This window comes from Vibrio pomeroyi (assembly GCA_041879425.1).
Taxonomy (GTDB): Bacteria; Pseudomonadota; Gammaproteobacteria; order Enterobacterales; family Vibrionaceae; genus Vibrio; species Vibrio pomeroyi_A.
Window position 1 is genome coordinate 2,112,773 of record CP090854.1, and the last position, 18,150, is coordinate 2,130,922.

The following is an 18,150-nucleotide window of genomic DNA, read 5'->3' on the forward strand; positions in this document are numbered from 1 at the left end:
CCCGCCCCTTGAAAAACCATTTTTAATTAAAAACAGTGGAACAAAACAATGTTAAAAAATAATAAAATCGCTTTAGCTGTCGTTGCAACTCTATTTGCAGGCAGCGTTTCAGCAGCATCACTTGATGCCCGCCAAGAGTACAAACACGGTTCAGAAGACTGGGCAAGCCGTATCAAGATGAGCGGTTCGGTAGATAACCACTTCTTCGGTGCTGAAATGAAGCAAAAAGGTAAGCCTTTCTCTGAGTGGGAAGCAGCGGACAACGAATTTGAATACGGCTACAAATTCAAAATCAGCGATCACTGGTTAATCCAACCAAGTATGCCAGTAACATTTGGTTCTGATAGCGTCACCTACAAACCACAAGTACGTGTTCAATACTCTTTCGATTCAGGTGTAAAAGCGAAGCTGCGCTACCGTCACGAGTTCCGTGACTACACCTCTGATTCTTCAAACGACAACAAGAACCGCAGTAAAGTAACAGGTAACATCGATTACAACTGGAATGCTTGGCAGTTCGGCTTCGAAGCTAACTACGCAGAAGACTTCATTGATAATGAGTGGACTGGCGGCGGCGGTGCTGACAACGAGTGGGATTACAACCTTAAAGTGGGTTACAAAGAGGCTGACTGGAGCTGGCGTCCATACGTTGAGTTCGGTAACGTTCAAGACAGCCGTGACCGTCAACTGCGTAGCCGTGTAGGTATCACTTACAGCTTCTAAGCAGCACGCTACATGAACAATCTAAGATAATTACTGTCCTAATTTTCTAAGACCTAAACAAAAGCCAGCTTAATCGCTGGCTTTTTTTGGTTCATCGCGGCTTTCCGGGGAAATCCGTTCATCCAATAAGCATCGAGTATTTGAAGTTACTGCCCTAGTGACTGATTCGATATAGAAATGAAAGTGTCACTTCATCGTTGGGCACCACTCGTTTCTGTTGTGCCAATAGTAACTCAGCTGTAGAGACGGCATCTGCTAACGCGTTGTGGCTGTTGTATTCTGGAAGCCCATATCTTTCTCGCGTACCCGCCAAAGTTAAGTCCACCTCTTCATGGTTGCTGATCGCTTTCTCCATGCTCTTCTCAATACACAGTGTATCCAACCAAAGTAAAGGCAACTGCCTTAAGCCATAACATCTCAGCAGATACTGGCTTATGAACTTCTCTTCGACTACACAAGCATGCGCGACAATGATCTTGCCTTTCGCTGCTTCGAAGAAAGTGAGCATCGCATCATGAATAGACGCGCCCTCTTCCAACATCTGTGGTGTGATGTGGTTAATCACCGCGGTTTCAGCGTTAATCTGAGAATCATTGTTCAGGTAGATATGCTTGGCAGATGCCAAATCGATTCGCCCTTTCACCACATCGACCCATCCCATAGACAAGATCAGATCTTGCTCGCTGTCTAAGCCTGTGGTTTCAAGATCCAACACAATATAGTCGCTGTCTTTAGCCAGATCCGTCATTTCCGGACAAGGCTGTTCTACCAGATCATGTAACGCTTCTGGCAGCTTAACTGTACCCAGATATTGCTTACGCTTACGTTTAATTCGCTCAAGCGGGTGAAAGTAGTTCAACAAGGCTTTCATTAACGCGCTCCGAAACGAATTTTTGCCGCTTCTTGAAGGTCGGCAATGATTCTAAAGGCATCTTTCAAGTGCTTACGTTCAAAGCTACCAAAGCTGTCTGGGTTGATATTGTTGTCTGGCACTTCCCCGTTCTTCAAGGCTTCTAATTGGTGCCCGAAACGGAAAGACAGAATGAATTGATACGCGCCAAGGATGTTCTTGAATGCATCATCGCTCAACATGCCTTTTTCATTAGCAGCAGCGAAACGTTCATCCGTTGCCGACAAATCACACTCCACCGCCAGACCGTAAATACGCGCTAAATCGATGATCAGATTAATGGCATACTTCTTCACGTTGAGTGTTTTCTTGTTCTCACCCGACTTCTCAAGTACCAAGCTATTGAAGATGCCCAGTGGTGGGTTTGTGTTCACTGCATCTTTCACTAGCGTGCTTAAGAACTCACGGTTGCTGCGAATATTGTTATGCAGTTCATCACGGAGAATGCCTTCAAACTCACTGTTGCCGTAAATTGTACGAATCTCTAGGAACACACTGATGTTGAGTAAGCGTTCGTACTCAGGGTTTGCCACCCACTTCTTGTAGTAGTGCTTCCATACGCTTAGCGGTTGACACCATTTTGGCGTCGCTGCCATGAATTTACCCGGGCAGAGTGGGTAGTCACAGCTCGCTAAGCCGTTGGTCACCATCATGGCTAAGTGTTTGAAGTAAATACGGTCACTGTCGGTTGCATCGTCTGCCAGTACGATCGCACTGTCTTGATCAGACAGCATGTGAACTTCGTTACGAGCGTGCGAACCTGCAACAATCCATGAGAAGTCACACGGTGGCGGACCTAACTTATCAATCGCTATCTGAATCAATCGGCGGGTGTAGGCATCCATAATCATGGTCATAACCTTGCCGACCGTTTCCGGTGCAACCTTACCTTCCACCAGCGCTTCAAAGATTGCTTGTCGCTCTGAAGTGAAGGAAGACATGGTTTTCACGCTGCCCGCGTATTTGATTTTCTCAATTAAGAAGATCGCTTGAACACGGTGGTTTTGAACCAAGTGAGAGGTAGTCAAAAGGCCAACGACTTTGTTCTCTTTCACTACAGGAAGGTTACGAATGTTGAATTGCATCATGATAGACGCGGCATGCAACACAAGGTCATCCGGTTTTACTGTGAGTGGAGAATGCGTCATTACCTCAGAGATTAAATTTTCTGTGCTAACACCGTGCGCAATCACGCGTTTGGTCATATCACGGTCAGTGATCAAGCCAACAATGGTTTCACCTTCATAGATCACCGCACAAGGAGAGCGTTGATGCAGCATTTCTACCGCGACCGATTGGATGGTTTGCTCAGACTTAACGATGGCCACCTGCCCGCTTGCCACCTCTTCAACCTTACGAATGAACAAGCCCTTCTCTTTATTTGACCACACCACATCAAGCGCCGACTTCAAACGAACTTGTGCCTGTGATGCAAAGTGTTCCGCACAACTTGGAAATGCTTTGAACAGCGTTTGAAGTGCCGAGTGTGGAATCACATAAAGTAAGGTGTTTTCAATGGCGACGGCGCGATAGCCTTTCTCGTCGTTAACTTCAGAATCTAAGAACGTAAAGCCGAACAAATCTTCACTGCCTAAACGCGCACGAAGTACGCCGTCTGATTTTCTCTGCTCCATGGAGCCCGTTCGAATGATATAGAGCGACTTCTCTTTACCCGACTCACACAGATCAACCACATCGCCTTTGCTGAGGTAAGTAATCTGAACATTAGAAGCAAGCTCACGAAGTGCTTCTTTAGGGATCTTATCGAAAGGGTCTATCTGACCGATGAATTGAAGAATATTTGGCAGCAGAGACTGGGGCATAATCACACTCACAATAATTTAATTAGTATTATTATATAACTTAAAATACTGGTTACTAGTGATTTTAATAAAACGGCAAATAATAGATTAAATATTGGACACTGGTCAGGTTTTCATCAAATTTGAATACAAAAAAAGCACGTATCGAACGTGCTTTTTTAAGAGTGCTTTCTGTTTTGTTTAAGATCCAAAAAGTAAAAGTTGTTTTTAAATCAAGATCTTTTTAAAACTAAGGCTTGTTAACCAGAGCTTTTTAAAAACAATCAGCTAGCAACTGGTAGTCTGTGATTCGTTTCTAACAAGTGACTTGCAGACGCTTGGCGCGCTTTGTCACTGTTACCCGCCATGATTGCTTCATAAATTTGGCGGTGTTCGTTAATACACGTACTTCCCTCTTCAGAAGAGTGAGAAATAAAGTTAACAAACATGGTCGTTAAAATATTACCGAACGGCAAGTAGAAGTCATTGCCCGTTGCGTTAAAAATCAGGCTGTGGAACTTCATGTCGATATCTAACCAACTCTCTTGATCAAATTCTTCGGCACTCGAGATTTCTACCATCTGTTGGAAAATACCCGATAGTTCAATACGTTGATCAGCGCTCGCAAATTGAGCAGCCAACGCACACGCTTCTGGTTCAATCGCACGGCGTAAACCCAAGAACTGGTGACAAAACTGGTCTGTGTCTGCTAGGCCATCCATCCACTCGATCAATTGTGGATCGAGGAAGTTCCAGAATGCGCGGTCAACCACACGAGTACCAATTTTAGGACGAGATTCTAGTAGACCTTTTGAAGTCAGAAGTTTTACCGCTTCTCTTAATGCTGTTCTACTGATACCAAATTGCTCACACAGAGCCATTTCACCAGGGATAATAGAACCTTGAGGCAAATTGCCCGACAAAATACCACGAGCGATTTCACGTGCAACTTGCACATGAAGGCTTCGCTTAGAGCCTGAAATCGAATTGAAAGAGCCAGCCATGTGTCTACTTACTTATTAGATATGTATTATTTAACCCGGACTATAGCACTGATTTATATCTGCACCAACTCAGTCTAAGAATAACGTGAGGTCAATCTTGATATAGTCTAGAGCAATATTTCACTCACCTTATACCTATTCAACACATTAGACCTCTTCAATTCATTTATTCATACAAATAGTTCTTATTTACACTTTTTGAGTATGCGCGAACTCACAAAACCACTCTTACTCTCACTATTTATGTCGTTAATGATCGGTTTTGAGATGAACATCCTTGAATATAGCAAGTGTTATTGTATGATTTATTAACGCAAATAATCTACAATATAGGCGACTCTGATGTTTAACGATTTAAAAGGCAAACGCATTCTAATTACTGGCTCTACTGCTGGTATGGGCTTAGCTACCGCACGTATTTTTGCAAAGTATGGTGCAAAGATTGGCATCAATAGTCGTGCTTTCAGCCCAAAAGTGGATGACGTTCTAACAGAACTCACTGCACTGGGTGGCGATGTTGCATTTTTTCCAGCAAATCTGATGGACACATCAGAGTGCGAAAGATTAGTAAAAGAGTTCACCGAGCATTTTGGTGGCATGGATGTCTTGATCAATAACGCAGGTGGCTTAGGCGGTCGTGCAAATCTAGAGAGTATTGATGACGAGTTTTATGAACGAGTCATGGATCTCAACGTTCGCTCTGCATTAATGACAACCAAGTTCTCTATCCCCCACTTACGCGCTTCTGCAGCTGAGTCGGGGCAAACATCGTGTGTAATCAGCACGGGGTCGATTGCGGCTCGTGAAGGTGGCGGTGTGGGTGCTGGCATCTATGCAGCTTCAAAAGCGTGGTTACACGATATTCACCGTAACTGGGTGAAAGAGTTTGCGAAAGACAATATCCGTTTCAACATTGTTTCTCCGGGCACTATCGATACTGCATTTCACGATGGTAAAAGCGACGAGCTAAAATCGAACATTGCTAGCAACATCCCAATGGGGCGCTTTGGCAATATCGAAGAAGTTGCACCGACTTTTGCTTTCTTTGCATCCCATGCTTGCAGCGGTTACATCACAGGGCAAATCTTGGATGTCAACGGCGGACAGATAGCGCCTTAGCTTAACGGCTGTAGATCAGCTTTAAGGCAGCACTTTAAGTTACACATTACATCAGGTCACAAGACCTTAATAGATGAGGCAAAACCTCACGCTATATTAGACGTATACACTGACATCAAAACGCCAGATTCGTCTGGCTTTTTTTGTTTTTAAAGTTTCAATTTCAGGTGGTTTAAATGTCAATATTTACATTGGTGGAAGATTCAAGCCGCCGAATTCATGTTCAAGTGGCGCGACAAATTGCTCGCAAGATCTTATCTGGCGAGTTAGAAGAAAATCAAAAGTTACCCAGTGAAATGGAGCTGTGCGATATCTTTGGAGTAAGCAGAACTGCCCTTCGAGAATCAACCAAGCTGCTTTCTGCAAAGGGGTTGATTGAGTCAAAACCGAAAGTTGGCACTCGTATCAAACCAAGAACGCAATGGCACTTCTTAGATCCGCAATTACTGTATTGGATTCAAGACTTAGAAGACACCAAACCCTTCTTGTCTCAGTTCTTAGGCTTAAGAAAAGCGATTGACCCAGAAGCGTGTGCGCTAGCAGCAGCCAACGCAACGGTAGAGCAACGCAAAGAGCTTTCGATTCTGTTCCAAAAGATGACCATTGCGGCCAATAGCTTCGATTATGAAGAGTGGACAACCAACGATCACCTGTTTCACCAAACGATTTTCTTATCGACAGGTAATCAGTTTTACATCCCATTCGCGAACATTCTGTCGACAATCTTCAAGCAGTTTATCGACCATTCAGCCGAAGGTGGGCGCTTCTGTTTAGAAGAGCATAAAGCGATATATGATGCGATTATGTCGGGTAACGCTCAGCAGGCTCGAATAGCGTCACAAGTGTTACTAGACGATGAAAACCAAAAGCTGTCTCGGGTTGAACTCGCCTTCGCATAACCAAGATTTATCAAACTGACTCGTGTTTCTCAATACACGAGTCAGTCACATTTTAGCGTCCAATTTTTATCACCCATACCGTAGTGTTTCATCTTTAAACCTTGAAGTCGGGTCGTCTCAGAGAAAGCTTACGGTTATACACATAAGGTGTTGTTTGTGTCTTCGCAATCGTACGTAAGGAAAAACTTCTCTCTCGCCTGGCCCCTAGCCTTAAACGGTATCTTGATGCAGTCGATGTTGATGATCGACACACTGCTTGTCTCTCCTCTTGGTGAAATCCCTTTAGCTGCAATGGGGATTGCGACGACTATCGTTGCATTTGTACTGGGAATTCAAATGGCGCTGGCAAACGGCACTCAGTTAGTATTAAGCCGTGCAGTGGGCTCTGGCATCGCCGCGTCATTGTCTAAAGCATTTTGGGCAGGGTTATTTATCAACCTTGGCGTGGCAACACTGTTTTGGCTTCTACTTACTTTTTTCGAACAACCCTTGATTCAAGCATTAACAGATGACGCTTCTCTTCATTCAGAAATCAGCCGCTATCTAGATATCTCGAAATACATCGTTATTTTCACAGCATTGACGCAAGTGATCATTGCTTTATTTAATGCGCTAGGCAGAACCAAAGTCCCATTTAAAGGTTACTTAATTGAACTGCCTATCAATGCTGTACTCTCGTATGTGCTGATTCATGGCTTCTCCAATTTTGAAGGCATTGGTGTACAAGGCGCCGCATTAGGCAGCATCATTGCAATAACGATCCGCTTGCTGTATTTGGTTTTGTGCGTGCATTTAAGCTCTGCGATTTCACTCAAATTAGATGCTCAGCGATCTGAGTTCTTTACAAACGTTCGCCGTCACTTTATCGAGATATTCCCCGTAGCAGCGAACGTGACCATGCTTTTGATTGGCGCAACGATATACCAATTGTTGTATTCGCAACTTAACATCAACGCTTACGTAGCGATTACCTTGGTGATGCCTTGGATAAGGGCTGTCTCTCAATTTATTACCGCTTGGGCTCACTCTTCCGCAATCACTATCAGCCAAGCGATTGGGTCCAAAAAGATGGATGACCTAGTTAAAAACGTCGATACCAGTATCGATATTGCAGTCGTCATTTCTTTTGTTTGTGCACTTTTGTTCGCAGGATTAAGTCTGGTCATTGGTGACATTTACCCGAACTTAGATGAGTCTACCTATCAAGCATTGGCCGTTATCGCCCCACTCTATATATTCTTGCCGATTGTTCGTGGCTACAACACGGTTCATGGGAATGTATTAAGAGCACTAGGAAAAACGACCGCAGTCTTCAAAATCAACTTTACAGGTCAATGGGTAATTTCAATTCCATTGTGCGCATTGATCATCTTTGGATTAGACGGCTCTATCTTTTGGGCCTTCGCTATCCAGCCATTCGAAGAAATAGTCAAAGCCTTCCCATTCCGTCATTTGGCACGCAAATCTCTTAAAGAGTTTGATGCTGACAAAGCCAAAGAGTTGATGTATGACTAGTGATGGTATGTCGTTCATCTCAAATTGACTCTAAGGGTCAGAGTGATCTCTAAAAGATATCTAATATCTGTCTAGGCTTTCTAAATACAACCTTGTCCTTTGGCAAGGTTGTTTTGTTTTAGCTGTACCTTTCATTAATAAACTTCAATACGCTCTCGCTGGTTTAAAACTCATATAAAACAAAAAGACCACTCAACATTCGTTTAAGTGGTCTTAAGAAAACATCTACCATGGCTAGCTTCTTGTTAACCCGGCTAGCCTATTGGTTATGACATGTGCTATTTGCCGTTCAGCTTAAGTGCAGAGAAAGTCACGCTGTTGTAATCACCGTTCTTTTTATCGACAGCGAAATCGCCAGTGCCAGCACAACCTGGGCCCCAAACTGGGTGAGAGTCGCTTACACTACATTGACCGTACGCACCCGCTTTATAGTAAAAGTCATCTTCCGCATAGCCTGTTGGCGAATCGAGTTCATCGATGCCCTTGCTCAAGTCGATTTCATACTTAACGGTATCGTGGCGAGCCGTTTCAAATGTTAGGTACATCATTGTACCCTTCACTTCCACTTTGTAGCTGAACTCTTCACCTAGAGCAATTCCCGCTTCACCAGGTTCTGCTGGGTTTTCCCAAGTATTGCCCCAAACTGGGTAAGCAATATCAGCGCGGTTAGGATCTTTCTTCTCTAAGTTACGTTCATAGTTCCAAAAAACTGAGCCCATCTCTTGATCAGGAAACTTCTTATAGAAGATCTTTAGTGGTTCGTTACCGTGGCCGTAACCTGTTTTTGCTTTGATCAAAGCATCGTGTTTCTTCGCGTGAATCTGACCGACAACCACGGAGTGAACTGGGTACCTTTCTGGGTGCTTAGCGTTAATCGCAACGTGATTCACTTTTAGTGTCGCTTCTAATGTTCCACCAACCGCACTGTATTCACTCGCTGCAGGGTGGCTCGATAATGCCCACTGGTTTCCTTTGTCCGCTGTATCGATTGAGAAATCAGCACCGCGTGGCATTTGGCGTAACTCAGAGCGTGCGTTTTTCGAGTTCTTCGTGGTAATCGCTTGGTTTTGTACTTCAAAGACGAGATTACCGTCTTTATCAAGGTGGAAGAAATCGCTGTGTGAGTAGCTCATCATGGCTACCCCTTCGATTTCATCAACACGTCCATCTTCATTAATATCTGAAGGGATCGTTATTTTCCAATTGCGCATATCAAACTTATCAGCGGGAACTGGATAAGACACACCGTTATTTGCAAACGACACCATAGGAACTGCTGATAGCAAAGCTATAGCAAGCATATTTTTTTTGAACATCCAAATTATCCTTAATAACAAACGAGTATTTGTAAACCCATTAATATTAACTAGGTGTAAGAAACCTAGTTGGTAATAACAGGTGAATCTTTAATTGAATAAACTAAATTGTAGAAGTGAGCTTCGCTTTCACCATTCTTGAATTGGTTATAAACGCCCGCTTTATAATAGCTAACCATATCTTTCCAATAACTAATGTCATGATTAACAACAGTGCTGTCGTTATGGTTAATAATTAACCTTTGGTTGCCGACATAAATATCGAACTTATCTGTACCTTTTTCAGCTATTGGGCCCAGTGGTAATTTTATATAAGCCTTTTTGCATTCCGTTGAGCCTTTATTTCCACTCTTTGAACTGCAGTTAACAGCATTATTTTTAATAATTGCCCAATACCAATCTGTCTTACCACTTCGGTCTGCGTCATAAACCACACGAACTAAAGGATGGGGAATATACCCTTCACCATGAGAACCTGGCTTTCCGTCGTAGTACGTCCCTTTGTTATGCACTTGCAGGTACGTCATTTCATCACGTTTTTTTTCGCTGTTTTTTACAGAGTCACGAGGGTTAATGGGCATAAGCTCTGCACTCAGATGATGGTACTTATTAGGCTCATCGACCTTAAAGTTGTCATTGACGCGAATCTCACTGCGATTCTTGTAACCCGCCATTTTAAAGACCAGTGCTTGAGTGGGTTCATCTACATAGAAGTGTTCAAACACAACGCCATCAAAGTTGCCTTTGCTCGCATAATCTTTCTTGTTTCCAGGTTTGCCTTCTGGATTAGACATTTGCAACTTAGAGAGTTTGAGAATGTCTTGAAACTGACTGTAATCAGCAGGAGCTCCCATATCAGAAGCATGCGCTCCGAGGGAAAGTGACGCTGTTATCGCCAAACATACTAGGTTTTTCATTTTTCTTTTAACCATCCATTGGATAAACATTCAAAGCATGGCGACCAAAAAACAGAACACCCCAAAAGATAAAAAATCGATTTATCTGATAGTTGGGAGTCACATATCGCCACATTAACCCATAAAACATTTGTATTATTTTATCACATGGATTTTGCATTTCTCGGCAACATTGAAAAATTGAGAGGGCTGTCATTATTGACATTAAACACAGCACTGAAAGTGGGATATTCATAACGTTTTGATATAAACAGGCGGTAAAAAGTTAAATTTGTTAACCACAAGCAACCATAATTAACAAATTGTGCTGTTTTGTGTATATAGCATTCCAAAAATCAGTGACTCACAACCTAATTAACAAACCAGTCAATATCCAATTTATTCGCATTGCAACCTAGCTCACGGTTTTTCATAAACTTAACATATAAGATTATTGTATGAGTTATTGAGTGGCTCGGAAGAAAAACCCTACCTTTACTTAATTTTAAATCTAAAAATATGAGAGTAATGATGAAAAAAATGAATACGGTTGCTATCGCAGTGGCAACAACTTTATTTGCAGGCATGGCATCAGCAACAACACTTGATTACCGTTATGAGTATCGTGCAGCGACTGACTATACAAAAACTAACGGAGATGAAGCTCATGTTGACGCTCGCCACCAGCACCGCGTGAAACTAGGCCACAGCTTTAAGCTATCTGATAAGTGGAAGCACTCAACTGGCCTTGAAGTTAAATTCCATACTGACGACTCTTACTACGACGCAGACTCTGGCGAAGTTAAATCAGCGAACAGTAAAAGCTTCTATGATGGCAACTGGTACATCTACGGCATGGAAGTCGAAAATACCGCAACTTACAAGGTTGATAACAACTGGTACCTACAAGTTGGTATGCCAATCGCTTGGGACTGGGATGAGCCGAACTACAACGGCGGTGACTGGAAGATGAAAAAAGTCACTTACAAACCTCAATTCCGTGTTGGCTATAAAGCAGACATGGGCCTAACAACAGCCATTCGTTACCGTCACGAGTATGCTGATTTCCGTAATCACACTCAATTTGGTGACAAAGATTCAGAGACTGGTGAGCGTTTAGAATCAGCACAGAAATCAAAAGTCACACTAACGGGTTCTTACAAAATTGAATCTCTGCCTAAACTTGGTCTTTCTTACGAAGCAAACTACGTGAAATCTTTGGATAACGTACTGCTTTACAACAGCGATGACTGGGAATGGGATGCAGGCTTAAAAGTTAACTACAAATTCGGTTCTTGGAAACCTTTTGCTGAAATCTGGTCATCTGATATCAGTTCGTCTTCTAAAGATCGCGAAGCAAAATACCGTGTTGGCGTTGCTTACTCATTCTAATTAGAAAATAGTCAATTTATTAAAGCACCCCTCTCCTCTTGTAAAATTTTGGGGCATATTTAATTACTTTATTTTAAAGAATAGGATGTTCTAATTAATATTAGCTTTATCCTAATAAAATATTTAACGACTATTCATTATCTATTTCTTATGTGATTTACATATGGATTTAATATCATAAAGAGAATATTTTATGCAGATTTCTAAAGTCGCTACTGCTGTCGCCCTTTCGACAGGCTTATTATTTGGTTGTAACAGTGATGGTTTACCTATTCCGACGGATGGTTCTACCGATCCTGCAACACCGACCTCAGCATTATTAAATGGTTATTGGGAATTTTCTGATACCGCAGCATTCTCAGCAGCCTATTCGTCATCGAGTAGTACTGATTTACCCAACGTATATCGCTTCTCAGCAGATGGTGAGACACTTTATTACTACACTGACAATTCAGCTGATGCCACACTTGGTGAATATGAACGATTTGAAACCACTTATGAAGAGACAATTGAAGATGAAACTTCAGGTCAAGTCGCCTTTACGCTATTCAATGATGACGGTACGGTAAGTACGGTATCTGTAGATGGCGACTACTCCGCTGCTGACGGTGGTCTTGCTATCGGCGGTAACATTCCGGTCTCAGGTACTGACCACAGCGATAATACTGAAGTTACCGGCTCTGCAGACACAGCCGATGAAGCTTCAGGTGTTAACAATGCCGCTCAAATTTTAGATACGTTAACCGATGATACTGGTGAGTTGAGACTTAAGATCTTAAACACTAGTTCTACGGTAGGCAAAACGATTTCTTCAGGTAAGTTAACGGTTGATCTAACCTACCAGATTAATCCAGATAGCACTCAAGTTGATGAAGGTCAGAACAACTCTTATATTTCGCTTTATTCAACCAATGATGAGAACGATAAAGTAAGTAACGCTTATCATCACGGTGACATAGCGATCGGTGACGGTGTTATTCAATTCCGCGATGCTTCTGGTTCACTAACTGCGACTGGCGGTACTTTTGATGCAAACAGCACGTTTGATGCAACTGTCGAGGTGGTTTGGACGCCAACGTCACATACCTTTACCATCAATGGTGAAACCTATACTGGAGCGGTCTCATCAAATAGCTCAGGTGAAGTTCAAGTTATTGCCCTTCGTCTAGGTACAAACAGTGGAGTAACGCCATATGAGCTAATTGCTGACAACCTTAAAGTATACTCACTTGATGAGTCTACTGGAGAGTATGTTGAAGAGTTCAAAGACAACTTTAACGACTACTCTGCTGGGTATAACTTAAATAACAACCCATATAACAGCAGTACTTCTGAAGCTACGGTTATTAATTTAAGTGGTGAAGAGCCAGTAGACCCAGATCCATCTGAGCCAACCGACAACCAAGTTGCCGCAATTACCGACCAAGATACAGGTGACACCGGAGAATTGCGTTATAAGTTTGATTCAGGCATGACGACAGGTACGCATAAAGTTTCGATGTACTATGACGCTGCTGAAACCGAGTCTGCGTATGTCTCTTTATTTGATACAGCTAACTCTACCAGCTCGTTGATCGGAGAATTCAAAATTGATGAAGGGAAAATCACACTCCGTGGCGAAAGCACTCAAGTAACGACATTCACTCCAGGCACATGGATTGACCTTGAGATGTCTTGGGACACATCAAGCTTGAGCGCTGCTGGTACTTACACCGTTAAGGTCAATGGTACAGAGTATGGTCCTTATACGTCACAAAACACTACTCCAGGTGTGGAAGTAACTGCGACAACCATTAAATTCTCATCAAACGGTGGAACAGCAGATACAACTTTATACGTCGACGACTACAAGGTTTATTCCGATACAGCAGGCACGACTGAAATCTTTTCTGATGACTACGAGAACTACAGTATTGGCGCAGATTTAAGTGCATCGCCATACAACTCAAGTACATTCTCTGCGGTTGTTGCTGAAGATCCTCTGAACGCTGAGTAGTAAGTTAAATAAACCTAAAGCTCTGTCAAAAATGCCGTCTTAGTGACGGCATTTTTATTTGTGTTCGACTTAACCAAATCGTTCATTTGGCAAAAACTAACTCGCAGATAGTCCACTTACTCTCTCCTTTAAGAGACTTGTCATTTCATACCAAATTCAAACCTCGAAAGCTCACAAATCCACCCTTCAATTCCCCTACGTCATCAATTATTTATGTTGCTTTGACACATATCACTTTTAACCAAGGCCAGAAATAGCTCTGTATAAATCATGTCGCAACTGTAAGCTCCTCCCTACATCAAGACCACGAAAACTAGCCTGTTTGCATAGGGTTTAGGATTTAATCACGATATAAAACCAACCTTAAACACCTAGCCATGAGTGGTTGAGAATACTTAACATGTAAGTACAAGCTCGTACGAGCGACCTAAGCTTATCGTTCCCAGTAACATTGCATGTAACCGCTATTTACTAAGATAAGCACGTGAGGCGAATGGGAAGCTGTGTTGACGATTGAATAAGAGGTGAGAGGCCAAATTTAGAACGTAGAAATATGGTTAACCACCAGCCCCTCTACTTGATCTATTTAACGGCCTACTATTTCCCCAGCTCAAATAACAAGCAAAAAAAAGCCTCCAAACCCTGAGGCTGGAGGCTATTGCGATAACTTAAATATTAAGAGTTATTCGGTTCGATTACTTTTTGTACTGGTCGTGCGATACGTCTAGCTGGTAGAAAGTCGCTTGTGAGTAATCGTCTAGGTCTCCGCTGATGTTTTGGTTGTAAACACCCGCTTTGAAGTACATGTACTTGCCGCCAACGTCGTAGCCGCTGTTGCTCATGTCAACCACTTGTACTACGTCATCTTTGCCTTCACGCATTAACGTAACCGTCATCGTGTTGCCTTTAACATCAATGCGGTAGCTGAACACTTCGCCAAGCGCGATACCATCTTCACCCACTTCAGCCGTCATATCGCCCACTAGAGGGTAGAAATCCTCTTTTGTTGCGTCTTGGCTTTCGTGTGCAAAGTAAACTGCACCCGTTGGTTGGTTTGGCAATTTACGGTAGTACAAACGAATCGGCTCATCGTTTTGATCGTGAATCTGACCAATGATAAAGCGACCTACTTCATTCGCATTACCCGTTGTTGTTGCGTGGTCGATTTTCAATGTCGCTTCTAGAACACCATCAATACCAGCCGCAGCTTCTAGGTCAGACTCAGGTGCGCTTGAGAATACCCAGTTGTTCTTGTTAACGCCTTTAGTGCTAATAGACTGGTCACCACGACGCATCATCTCACGAAGCTCAGTACGTGCGTACTTAGTGTTTTTAGAAGTACGTACGCCTTTTACGTAAGCCTTAAATACTAGGCCGCCATCGTCCGCGGTGTAGAAGATTTCTGGGTGCTGGTAACCGTTTGCAAGGTTCCACTCAGACACATCATCAGGCTTACCGTTTTTGTCATGATCGAATGGTTGAGACAGGTACCAGTGAGTCATGTCGAAGTTTTCGCTCGGTGCATTACCTGCAACGGGTGTTGCTGGTAGGCCTGTCGGAACTGGTAGTGCGCTGCGCGTATCACATTCAACCGAAGTCTCACAAGGGTAAACCGCTGCAACACCGAAGTTACCAGAGCGTAGATCTTTACGCGCTGCTTTACGTGCTTTTTCTGCCGCTTTCATTTCAGCGATAATTACTGCTTCTGCAGCTACTACATCTGAAGTGATGATATGGCTAGCAGGACATGCGTTAATGCTACAGTTAACTGCGGCTAATCCAGTCACACTGTTCCAACCGTTTTTGGTGTTACCGTGACCAACATATCTTACGTAACGTGCTTTCACTGCAGGCTCAAATTGGAAACGCTCTAGGCCGATAGCTTTACCAGAACTCAGTTGGTTCTCAAGTACCGTCGTCCAGGTTTCACCATCGACACTCACTTGAATATCAAACTTAGATTGGCGCTCATTACCTTTACTGAATGATGCTTGAACAGCGTCAAATTCTTGCACTGAACCATAATCTAGCATTGCCCACTCACCGTCACCCGCTGAAGACCAACGTGTTGTTAGATCTTGGTCAATAAGACGATCTGGGCCGTTACCATCATGGCTACTAGCGGCAACTGAAACTGGCGTTAGAAGCGCTTCACCCGTTTCTTTGTTATTTGGAAAATCAGCAGTCGTCGTGCTGGTGCTCGCACAACCAACCGCCAGTAGAATAGAAGAAGCGAGTAAGGTTTTTAGAGTAATTTGTTTCATATTTAATCCATTATTATAATACAAAGACAGCGTTCGTAAGTGAAAGCTAAATCAGCAAACACGAGCTATAAGGCGATTCCCCTCTCAGTATTTGCGATAACATGAAAATATTACGTAATCTTATAATACAAATAAAACATTTCATTGAATAAATGAGACTGGGAACACTTTCCGATTTTTCCATACTTTAACTGGATCACACTTCCTATTGATAAAAACAATATATAAAAAAATTGAATGCGAAATAGGCTAGCAATACCAAAGCAACCCAGTTGAAATAACAAGTTTTGAATCCAGTGAATCCACTCTTTTCAACGATAAGCTCCAACGATTGCTTCCCTCCTCTCAGAACGTAAAAAGACCACATCGTTGTAAACCAATGTGGCCTTTTGAGTTACCGTTCTAGCTATTCAGGATTAATGCGGCTATTTAATGACCAGTGCTACCATTCAAGCATCAGTGATCGCATTCAACTCCCAGGAAACTCAATAGTGCGCCGCTCTAAGAGAACTAAAGCTCACATCGAACACTTCACCGGCATAGTCGCTATCAGGCTTAAATTGTGGATAGATGCCCGCTTTGAAATAGAAAGCAATATCTGTCGATGTCCAATCTGATGTTAACGACACCGTGTCCCCATCTTTGTCGGTGTAATCTTGTCCCCATGGGATTGAATGAGAAACGGTGTTGGTTCCATCTAAGTCATGGGTTGCTAAGTACACACCGTCTTGGTTGGCACGTATCGTATATCGCCATTCTTCACTGGCCGAATAAGTACCTAATTCAACACTGAACGGTTCGCAATGACCGCAGTCTTGGTTGTTACGTTCAAAGTCGGAGTTTAGAATCACGCGTACTGGCTTACCCTCACCTTCCCAAAGCAACTTCACTAGGGCTTGATTGATCTTCCAGCCGTGTATTTGCCCAAGCACCACTTTCGGGTCTTGGTTATTAATGTTCGGATAGTCCTTGATTCTCAGGGTTGCGGTTAACTCATGACTGGTTGCGTTGGTTCTAGTGTCGTCCAAATACCAACTCGTATCTTCATCGCTGGTGCTGCAATCTGGTTGAGCACTACTTTGGTATAGCTCTCTGAGCTCAGAGCGAATATAGCTAGAGTTTTGCGTAGAGGTGCCATATCCCATATCCGCTCTAAAGTGCATTCTTCCTTCATCGGCATTGAAGTAAGAAAGATCAATATCGCTGTGGTACACATCGCTATCATTTGAAAGCAGATCTTTGCTCGATTCACAGCGTTCCGGTTCTAACTCAGCAGCACTATCACCACCGCTTCCATACCAAGTATCTTTACTTGCAGGAATGGTCAGCTTCCAATCATTAATGTCCCAATCGTTTGACCCATTGATTTGAGTTGTGGTGTACCTGAGCGCCTGATAGTAAGCTGTCGCTTCACCATTCTCGAATTGGTTATAGATACCAGCTTTGAAATAGCTCAACAGGTGCTGCCAGTACGCGATATCTTGATTCACTTTTACTTCGTCGTTCACTTTGATCGACAGTGTGTTCTCATAAACAGAAAGATCAAACTTGGTAAATCTATCCAGTTCCGCCTCACCTAAATCGTAACGATTGTATGAAGTGGCATAACAATCCGAAGAGTCAGCCGCACTGCTACAGTCAATCGCATTGTTCTTCATTACTGCCCAATAATGTCCTGTGAGGCCATCCCTCTCTTGCTCCCACACCACACGCAATAACGGATGAGGAATGTAACCTGTCCCACTCTCATCAGTACCCTTATTGTGTATTTGTAGCAATGTCACTTCATCATGATCGGCAGGTGAACTCGCCATTGCATGCTCGATATCAGGTAAGCTTATTTCCGCATATAAGCTTCGTCTTACACCCGTTTCATTGATATCGAAATTTTCTCCCTCACGAACCTCAGAACGCATCTTATAGTTCGCCATTTTAAAAATTAGGTTTTCCGTCTCTTCATCTGCATAAAAGTAATCACTGATGTAACCATCGAAATCGCCATCTTTCACTTCAGAGGTTTTGTTACCCTCCGTGCCGTTAGGATCCGATACCTGGAGGTCAGAACTAGAGAGGATGTTTTGATACTTAGCAATATCATAAGGGGCAACAACGCCATAAGACGTGCCCGGACTAGTGTTATCAGAAGAGTCATCGCTATCACTCGAGCTACTTGAACTGCTTCCACCGCAGCCATAGGTGAGTGAAGCGAGCGCGACGATGAGGATTGGCTTATTCACATTTATCTCACTTATCCATAAGAGTAGAGTGACAATGTATATTTGTACTATTTTATGTCAATTATCTATTTATCAGA

13 protein-coding genes are annotated in these 18,150 nt (G+C 43.0%); 6 read left to right on the top strand and 7 right to left on the bottom strand.

Annotation, left to right across the window (positions count from 1 at the left end):
- Nucleotides 1-48: 48 nt before the first annotated feature.
- Nucleotides 49-723 carry an oligogalacturonate-specific porin KdgM family protein gene (locus L0992_09370; protein ID XGB65934.1) on the top strand — a complete coding sequence of 225 codons (675 nt, stop codon included), beginning with the start codon at nucleotides 49-51 and terminating at the stop codon, nucleotides 721-723.
- Nucleotides 724-877: 154 nt separating this feature from the next.
- Here L0992_09370 and L0992_09375 read toward each other — a convergent pair whose 3' ends face one another.
- The 3 genes from L0992_09375 to L0992_09385 all read right to left on the bottom strand — a co-directional run bounded on the left by L0992_09375 (nucleotide 878) and on the right by L0992_09385 (nucleotide 4,439).
- Entirely contained in the window at nucleotides 878-1,594 is a 717-nt protein-coding gene (locus L0992_09375; protein XGB65935.1) for a 3'-5' exonuclease, read from the bottom strand.
- Complete coding sequence (locus L0992_09380) at nucleotides 1,594-3,456, bottom strand: DUF294 nucleotidyltransferase-like domain-containing protein (GenBank protein XGB65936.1); 1,863 nt, start codon at nucleotides 3,454-3,456, stop codon at nucleotides 1,594-1,596. Before L0992_09380 ends, L0992_09375 begins: the two co-directional genes overlap by 1 nt.
- A gap of 263 nt (nucleotides 3,457-3,719) precedes the next feature.
- On the bottom strand, nucleotides 3,720-4,439 hold the full coding sequence (locus tag L0992_09385; GenBank protein ID XGB65937.1) for a FadR family transcriptional regulator: 720 nt from the start codon (nucleotides 4,437-4,439) through the stop codon (nucleotides 3,720-3,722).
- A 342-nt stretch (nucleotides 4,440-4,781) separates the two neighbouring features.
- Here L0992_09385 and L0992_09390 point away from each other — a divergent pair, with 342 nt between their 5' ends.
- The 3 genes from L0992_09390 to L0992_09400 all read left to right on the top strand — a co-directional run bounded on the left by L0992_09390 (nucleotide 4,782) and on the right by L0992_09400 (nucleotide 7,972).
- Complete coding sequence (locus L0992_09390) at nucleotides 4,782-5,558, top strand: SDR family oxidoreductase (GenBank protein XGB65938.1); 777 nt, start codon at nucleotides 4,782-4,784, stop codon at nucleotides 5,556-5,558.
- A 176-nt stretch (nucleotides 5,559-5,734) separates the two neighbouring features.
- A complete protein-coding gene (locus L0992_09395; GenBank protein ID XGB65939.1) occupies nucleotides 5,735-6,457 on the top strand; it encodes a FadR family transcriptional regulator in 723 nt (240 codons plus the stop codon).
- A 225-nt stretch (nucleotides 6,458-6,682) separates the two neighbouring features.
- A complete protein-coding gene (locus tag L0992_09400; protein XGB68715.1) occupies nucleotides 6,683-7,972 on the top strand; it encodes an MATE family efflux transporter in 1,290 nt (429 codons plus the stop codon).
- A 278-nt stretch (nucleotides 7,973-8,250) separates the two neighbouring features.
- Here the strand turns inward: L0992_09400 and L0992_09405 are convergent, their stop codons facing one another.
- Together L0992_09405 and L0992_09410 are read right to left on the bottom strand one after the other, a co-directional pair.
- Nucleotides 8,251-9,288, bottom strand: a complete 1,038-nt coding sequence (locus L0992_09405; protein ID XGB65940.1) for a polysaccharide lyase family 7 protein — start codon at nucleotides 9,286-9,288, stop codon at nucleotides 8,251-8,253.
- Between the two features lie 65 nt (nucleotides 9,289-9,353).
- Nucleotides 9,354-10,205 carry a polysaccharide lyase family 7 protein gene (locus tag L0992_09410; GenBank protein XGB65941.1) on the bottom strand — a complete coding sequence of 284 codons (852 nt, stop codon included), beginning with the start codon at nucleotides 10,203-10,205 and terminating at the stop codon, nucleotides 9,354-9,356.
- Nucleotides 10,206-10,715: 510 nt separating this feature from the next.
- Here L0992_09410 and L0992_09415 point away from each other — a divergent pair.
- Nucleotides 10,716-11,576, top strand: coding sequence for an oligogalacturonate-specific porin KdgM family protein (locus L0992_09415; protein ID XGB65942.1), 861 nt, complete (start codon nucleotides 10,716-10,718; stop codon nucleotides 11,574-11,576).
- Between the two features lie 193 nt (nucleotides 11,577-11,769).
- A complete protein-coding gene (locus L0992_09420; protein XGB65943.1) occupies nucleotides 11,770-13,572 on the top strand; it encodes a hypothetical protein in 1,803 nt (600 codons plus the stop codon).
- 695 nt (nucleotides 13,573-14,267) lie between these two features.
- Here L0992_09420 and L0992_09425 read toward each other — a convergent pair.
- Together L0992_09425 and L0992_09430 are read right to left on the bottom strand one after the other, a co-directional pair.
- Nucleotides 14,268-15,836 carry a polysaccharide lyase family 7 protein gene (locus L0992_09425; GenBank protein XGB65944.1) on the bottom strand — a complete coding sequence of 523 codons (1,569 nt, stop codon included), beginning with the start codon at nucleotides 15,834-15,836 and terminating at the stop codon, nucleotides 14,268-14,270.
- 485 nt (nucleotides 15,837-16,321) lie between these two features.
- The gene (locus tag L0992_09430) at nucleotides 16,322-18,073 is read right to left on the bottom strand and encodes a polysaccharide lyase family 7 protein (protein XGB65945.1); all 1,752 of its coding nucleotides are present in this window, start codon (nucleotides 18,071-18,073) and stop codon (nucleotides 16,322-16,324) included.
- Between the last annotated feature and the right edge of the window lie 77 nt (nucleotides 18,074-18,150).

Excerpts from the sequence above, each read along its gene's own strand:
- L0992_09395 (XGB65939.1), top strand. The coding sequence starts at position 5,735 with ATGTCAATATTTACATTGGTGGAAGATTCAAGCCGCCGAATTCATGTT.
- L0992_09410 (XGB65941.1), bottom strand. The coding sequence starts at position 10,205 with ATGAAAAACCTAGTATGTTTGGCGATAACAGCGTCACTTTCCCTCGGA.
- L0992_09375 (XGB65935.1), bottom strand. The coding sequence starts at position 1,594 with ATGAAAGCCTTGTTGAACTACTTTCACCCGCTTGAGCGAATTAAACGT.
- L0992_09390 (XGB65938.1), top strand. The coding sequence starts at position 4,782 with ATGTTTAACGATTTAAAAGGCAAACGCATTCTAATTACTGGCTCTACT.
- L0992_09415 (XGB65942.1), top strand. The coding sequence starts at position 10,716 with ATGAAAAAAATGAATACGGTTGCTATCGCAGTGGCAACAACTTTATTT.
- L0992_09380 (XGB65936.1), bottom strand. The coding sequence starts at position 3,456 with ATGCCCCAGTCTCTGCTGCCAAATATTCTTCAATTCATCGGTCAGATA.
- L0992_09420 (XGB65943.1), top strand. The coding sequence starts at position 11,770 with ATGCAGATTTCTAAAGTCGCTACTGCTGTCGCCCTTTCGACAGGCTTA.
- L0992_09425 (XGB65944.1), bottom strand. The coding sequence starts at position 15,836 with ATGAAACAAATTACTCTAAAAACCTTACTCGCTTCTTCTATTCTACTG.
- L0992_09385 (XGB65937.1), bottom strand. The coding sequence starts at position 4,439 with ATGGCTGGCTCTTTCAATTCGATTTCAGGCTCTAAGCGAAGCCTTCAT.
- L0992_09400 (XGB68715.1), top strand. The coding sequence starts at position 6,683 with ATGCAGTCGATGTTGATGATCGACACACTGCTTGTCTCTCCTCTTGGT.
- L0992_09370 (XGB65934.1), top strand. The coding sequence starts at position 49 with ATGTTAAAAAATAATAAAATCGCTTTAGCTGTCGTTGCAACTCTATTT.
- L0992_09405 (XGB65940.1), bottom strand. The coding sequence starts at position 9,288 with ATGTTCAAAAAAAATATGCTTGCTATAGCTTTGCTATCAGCAGTTCCT.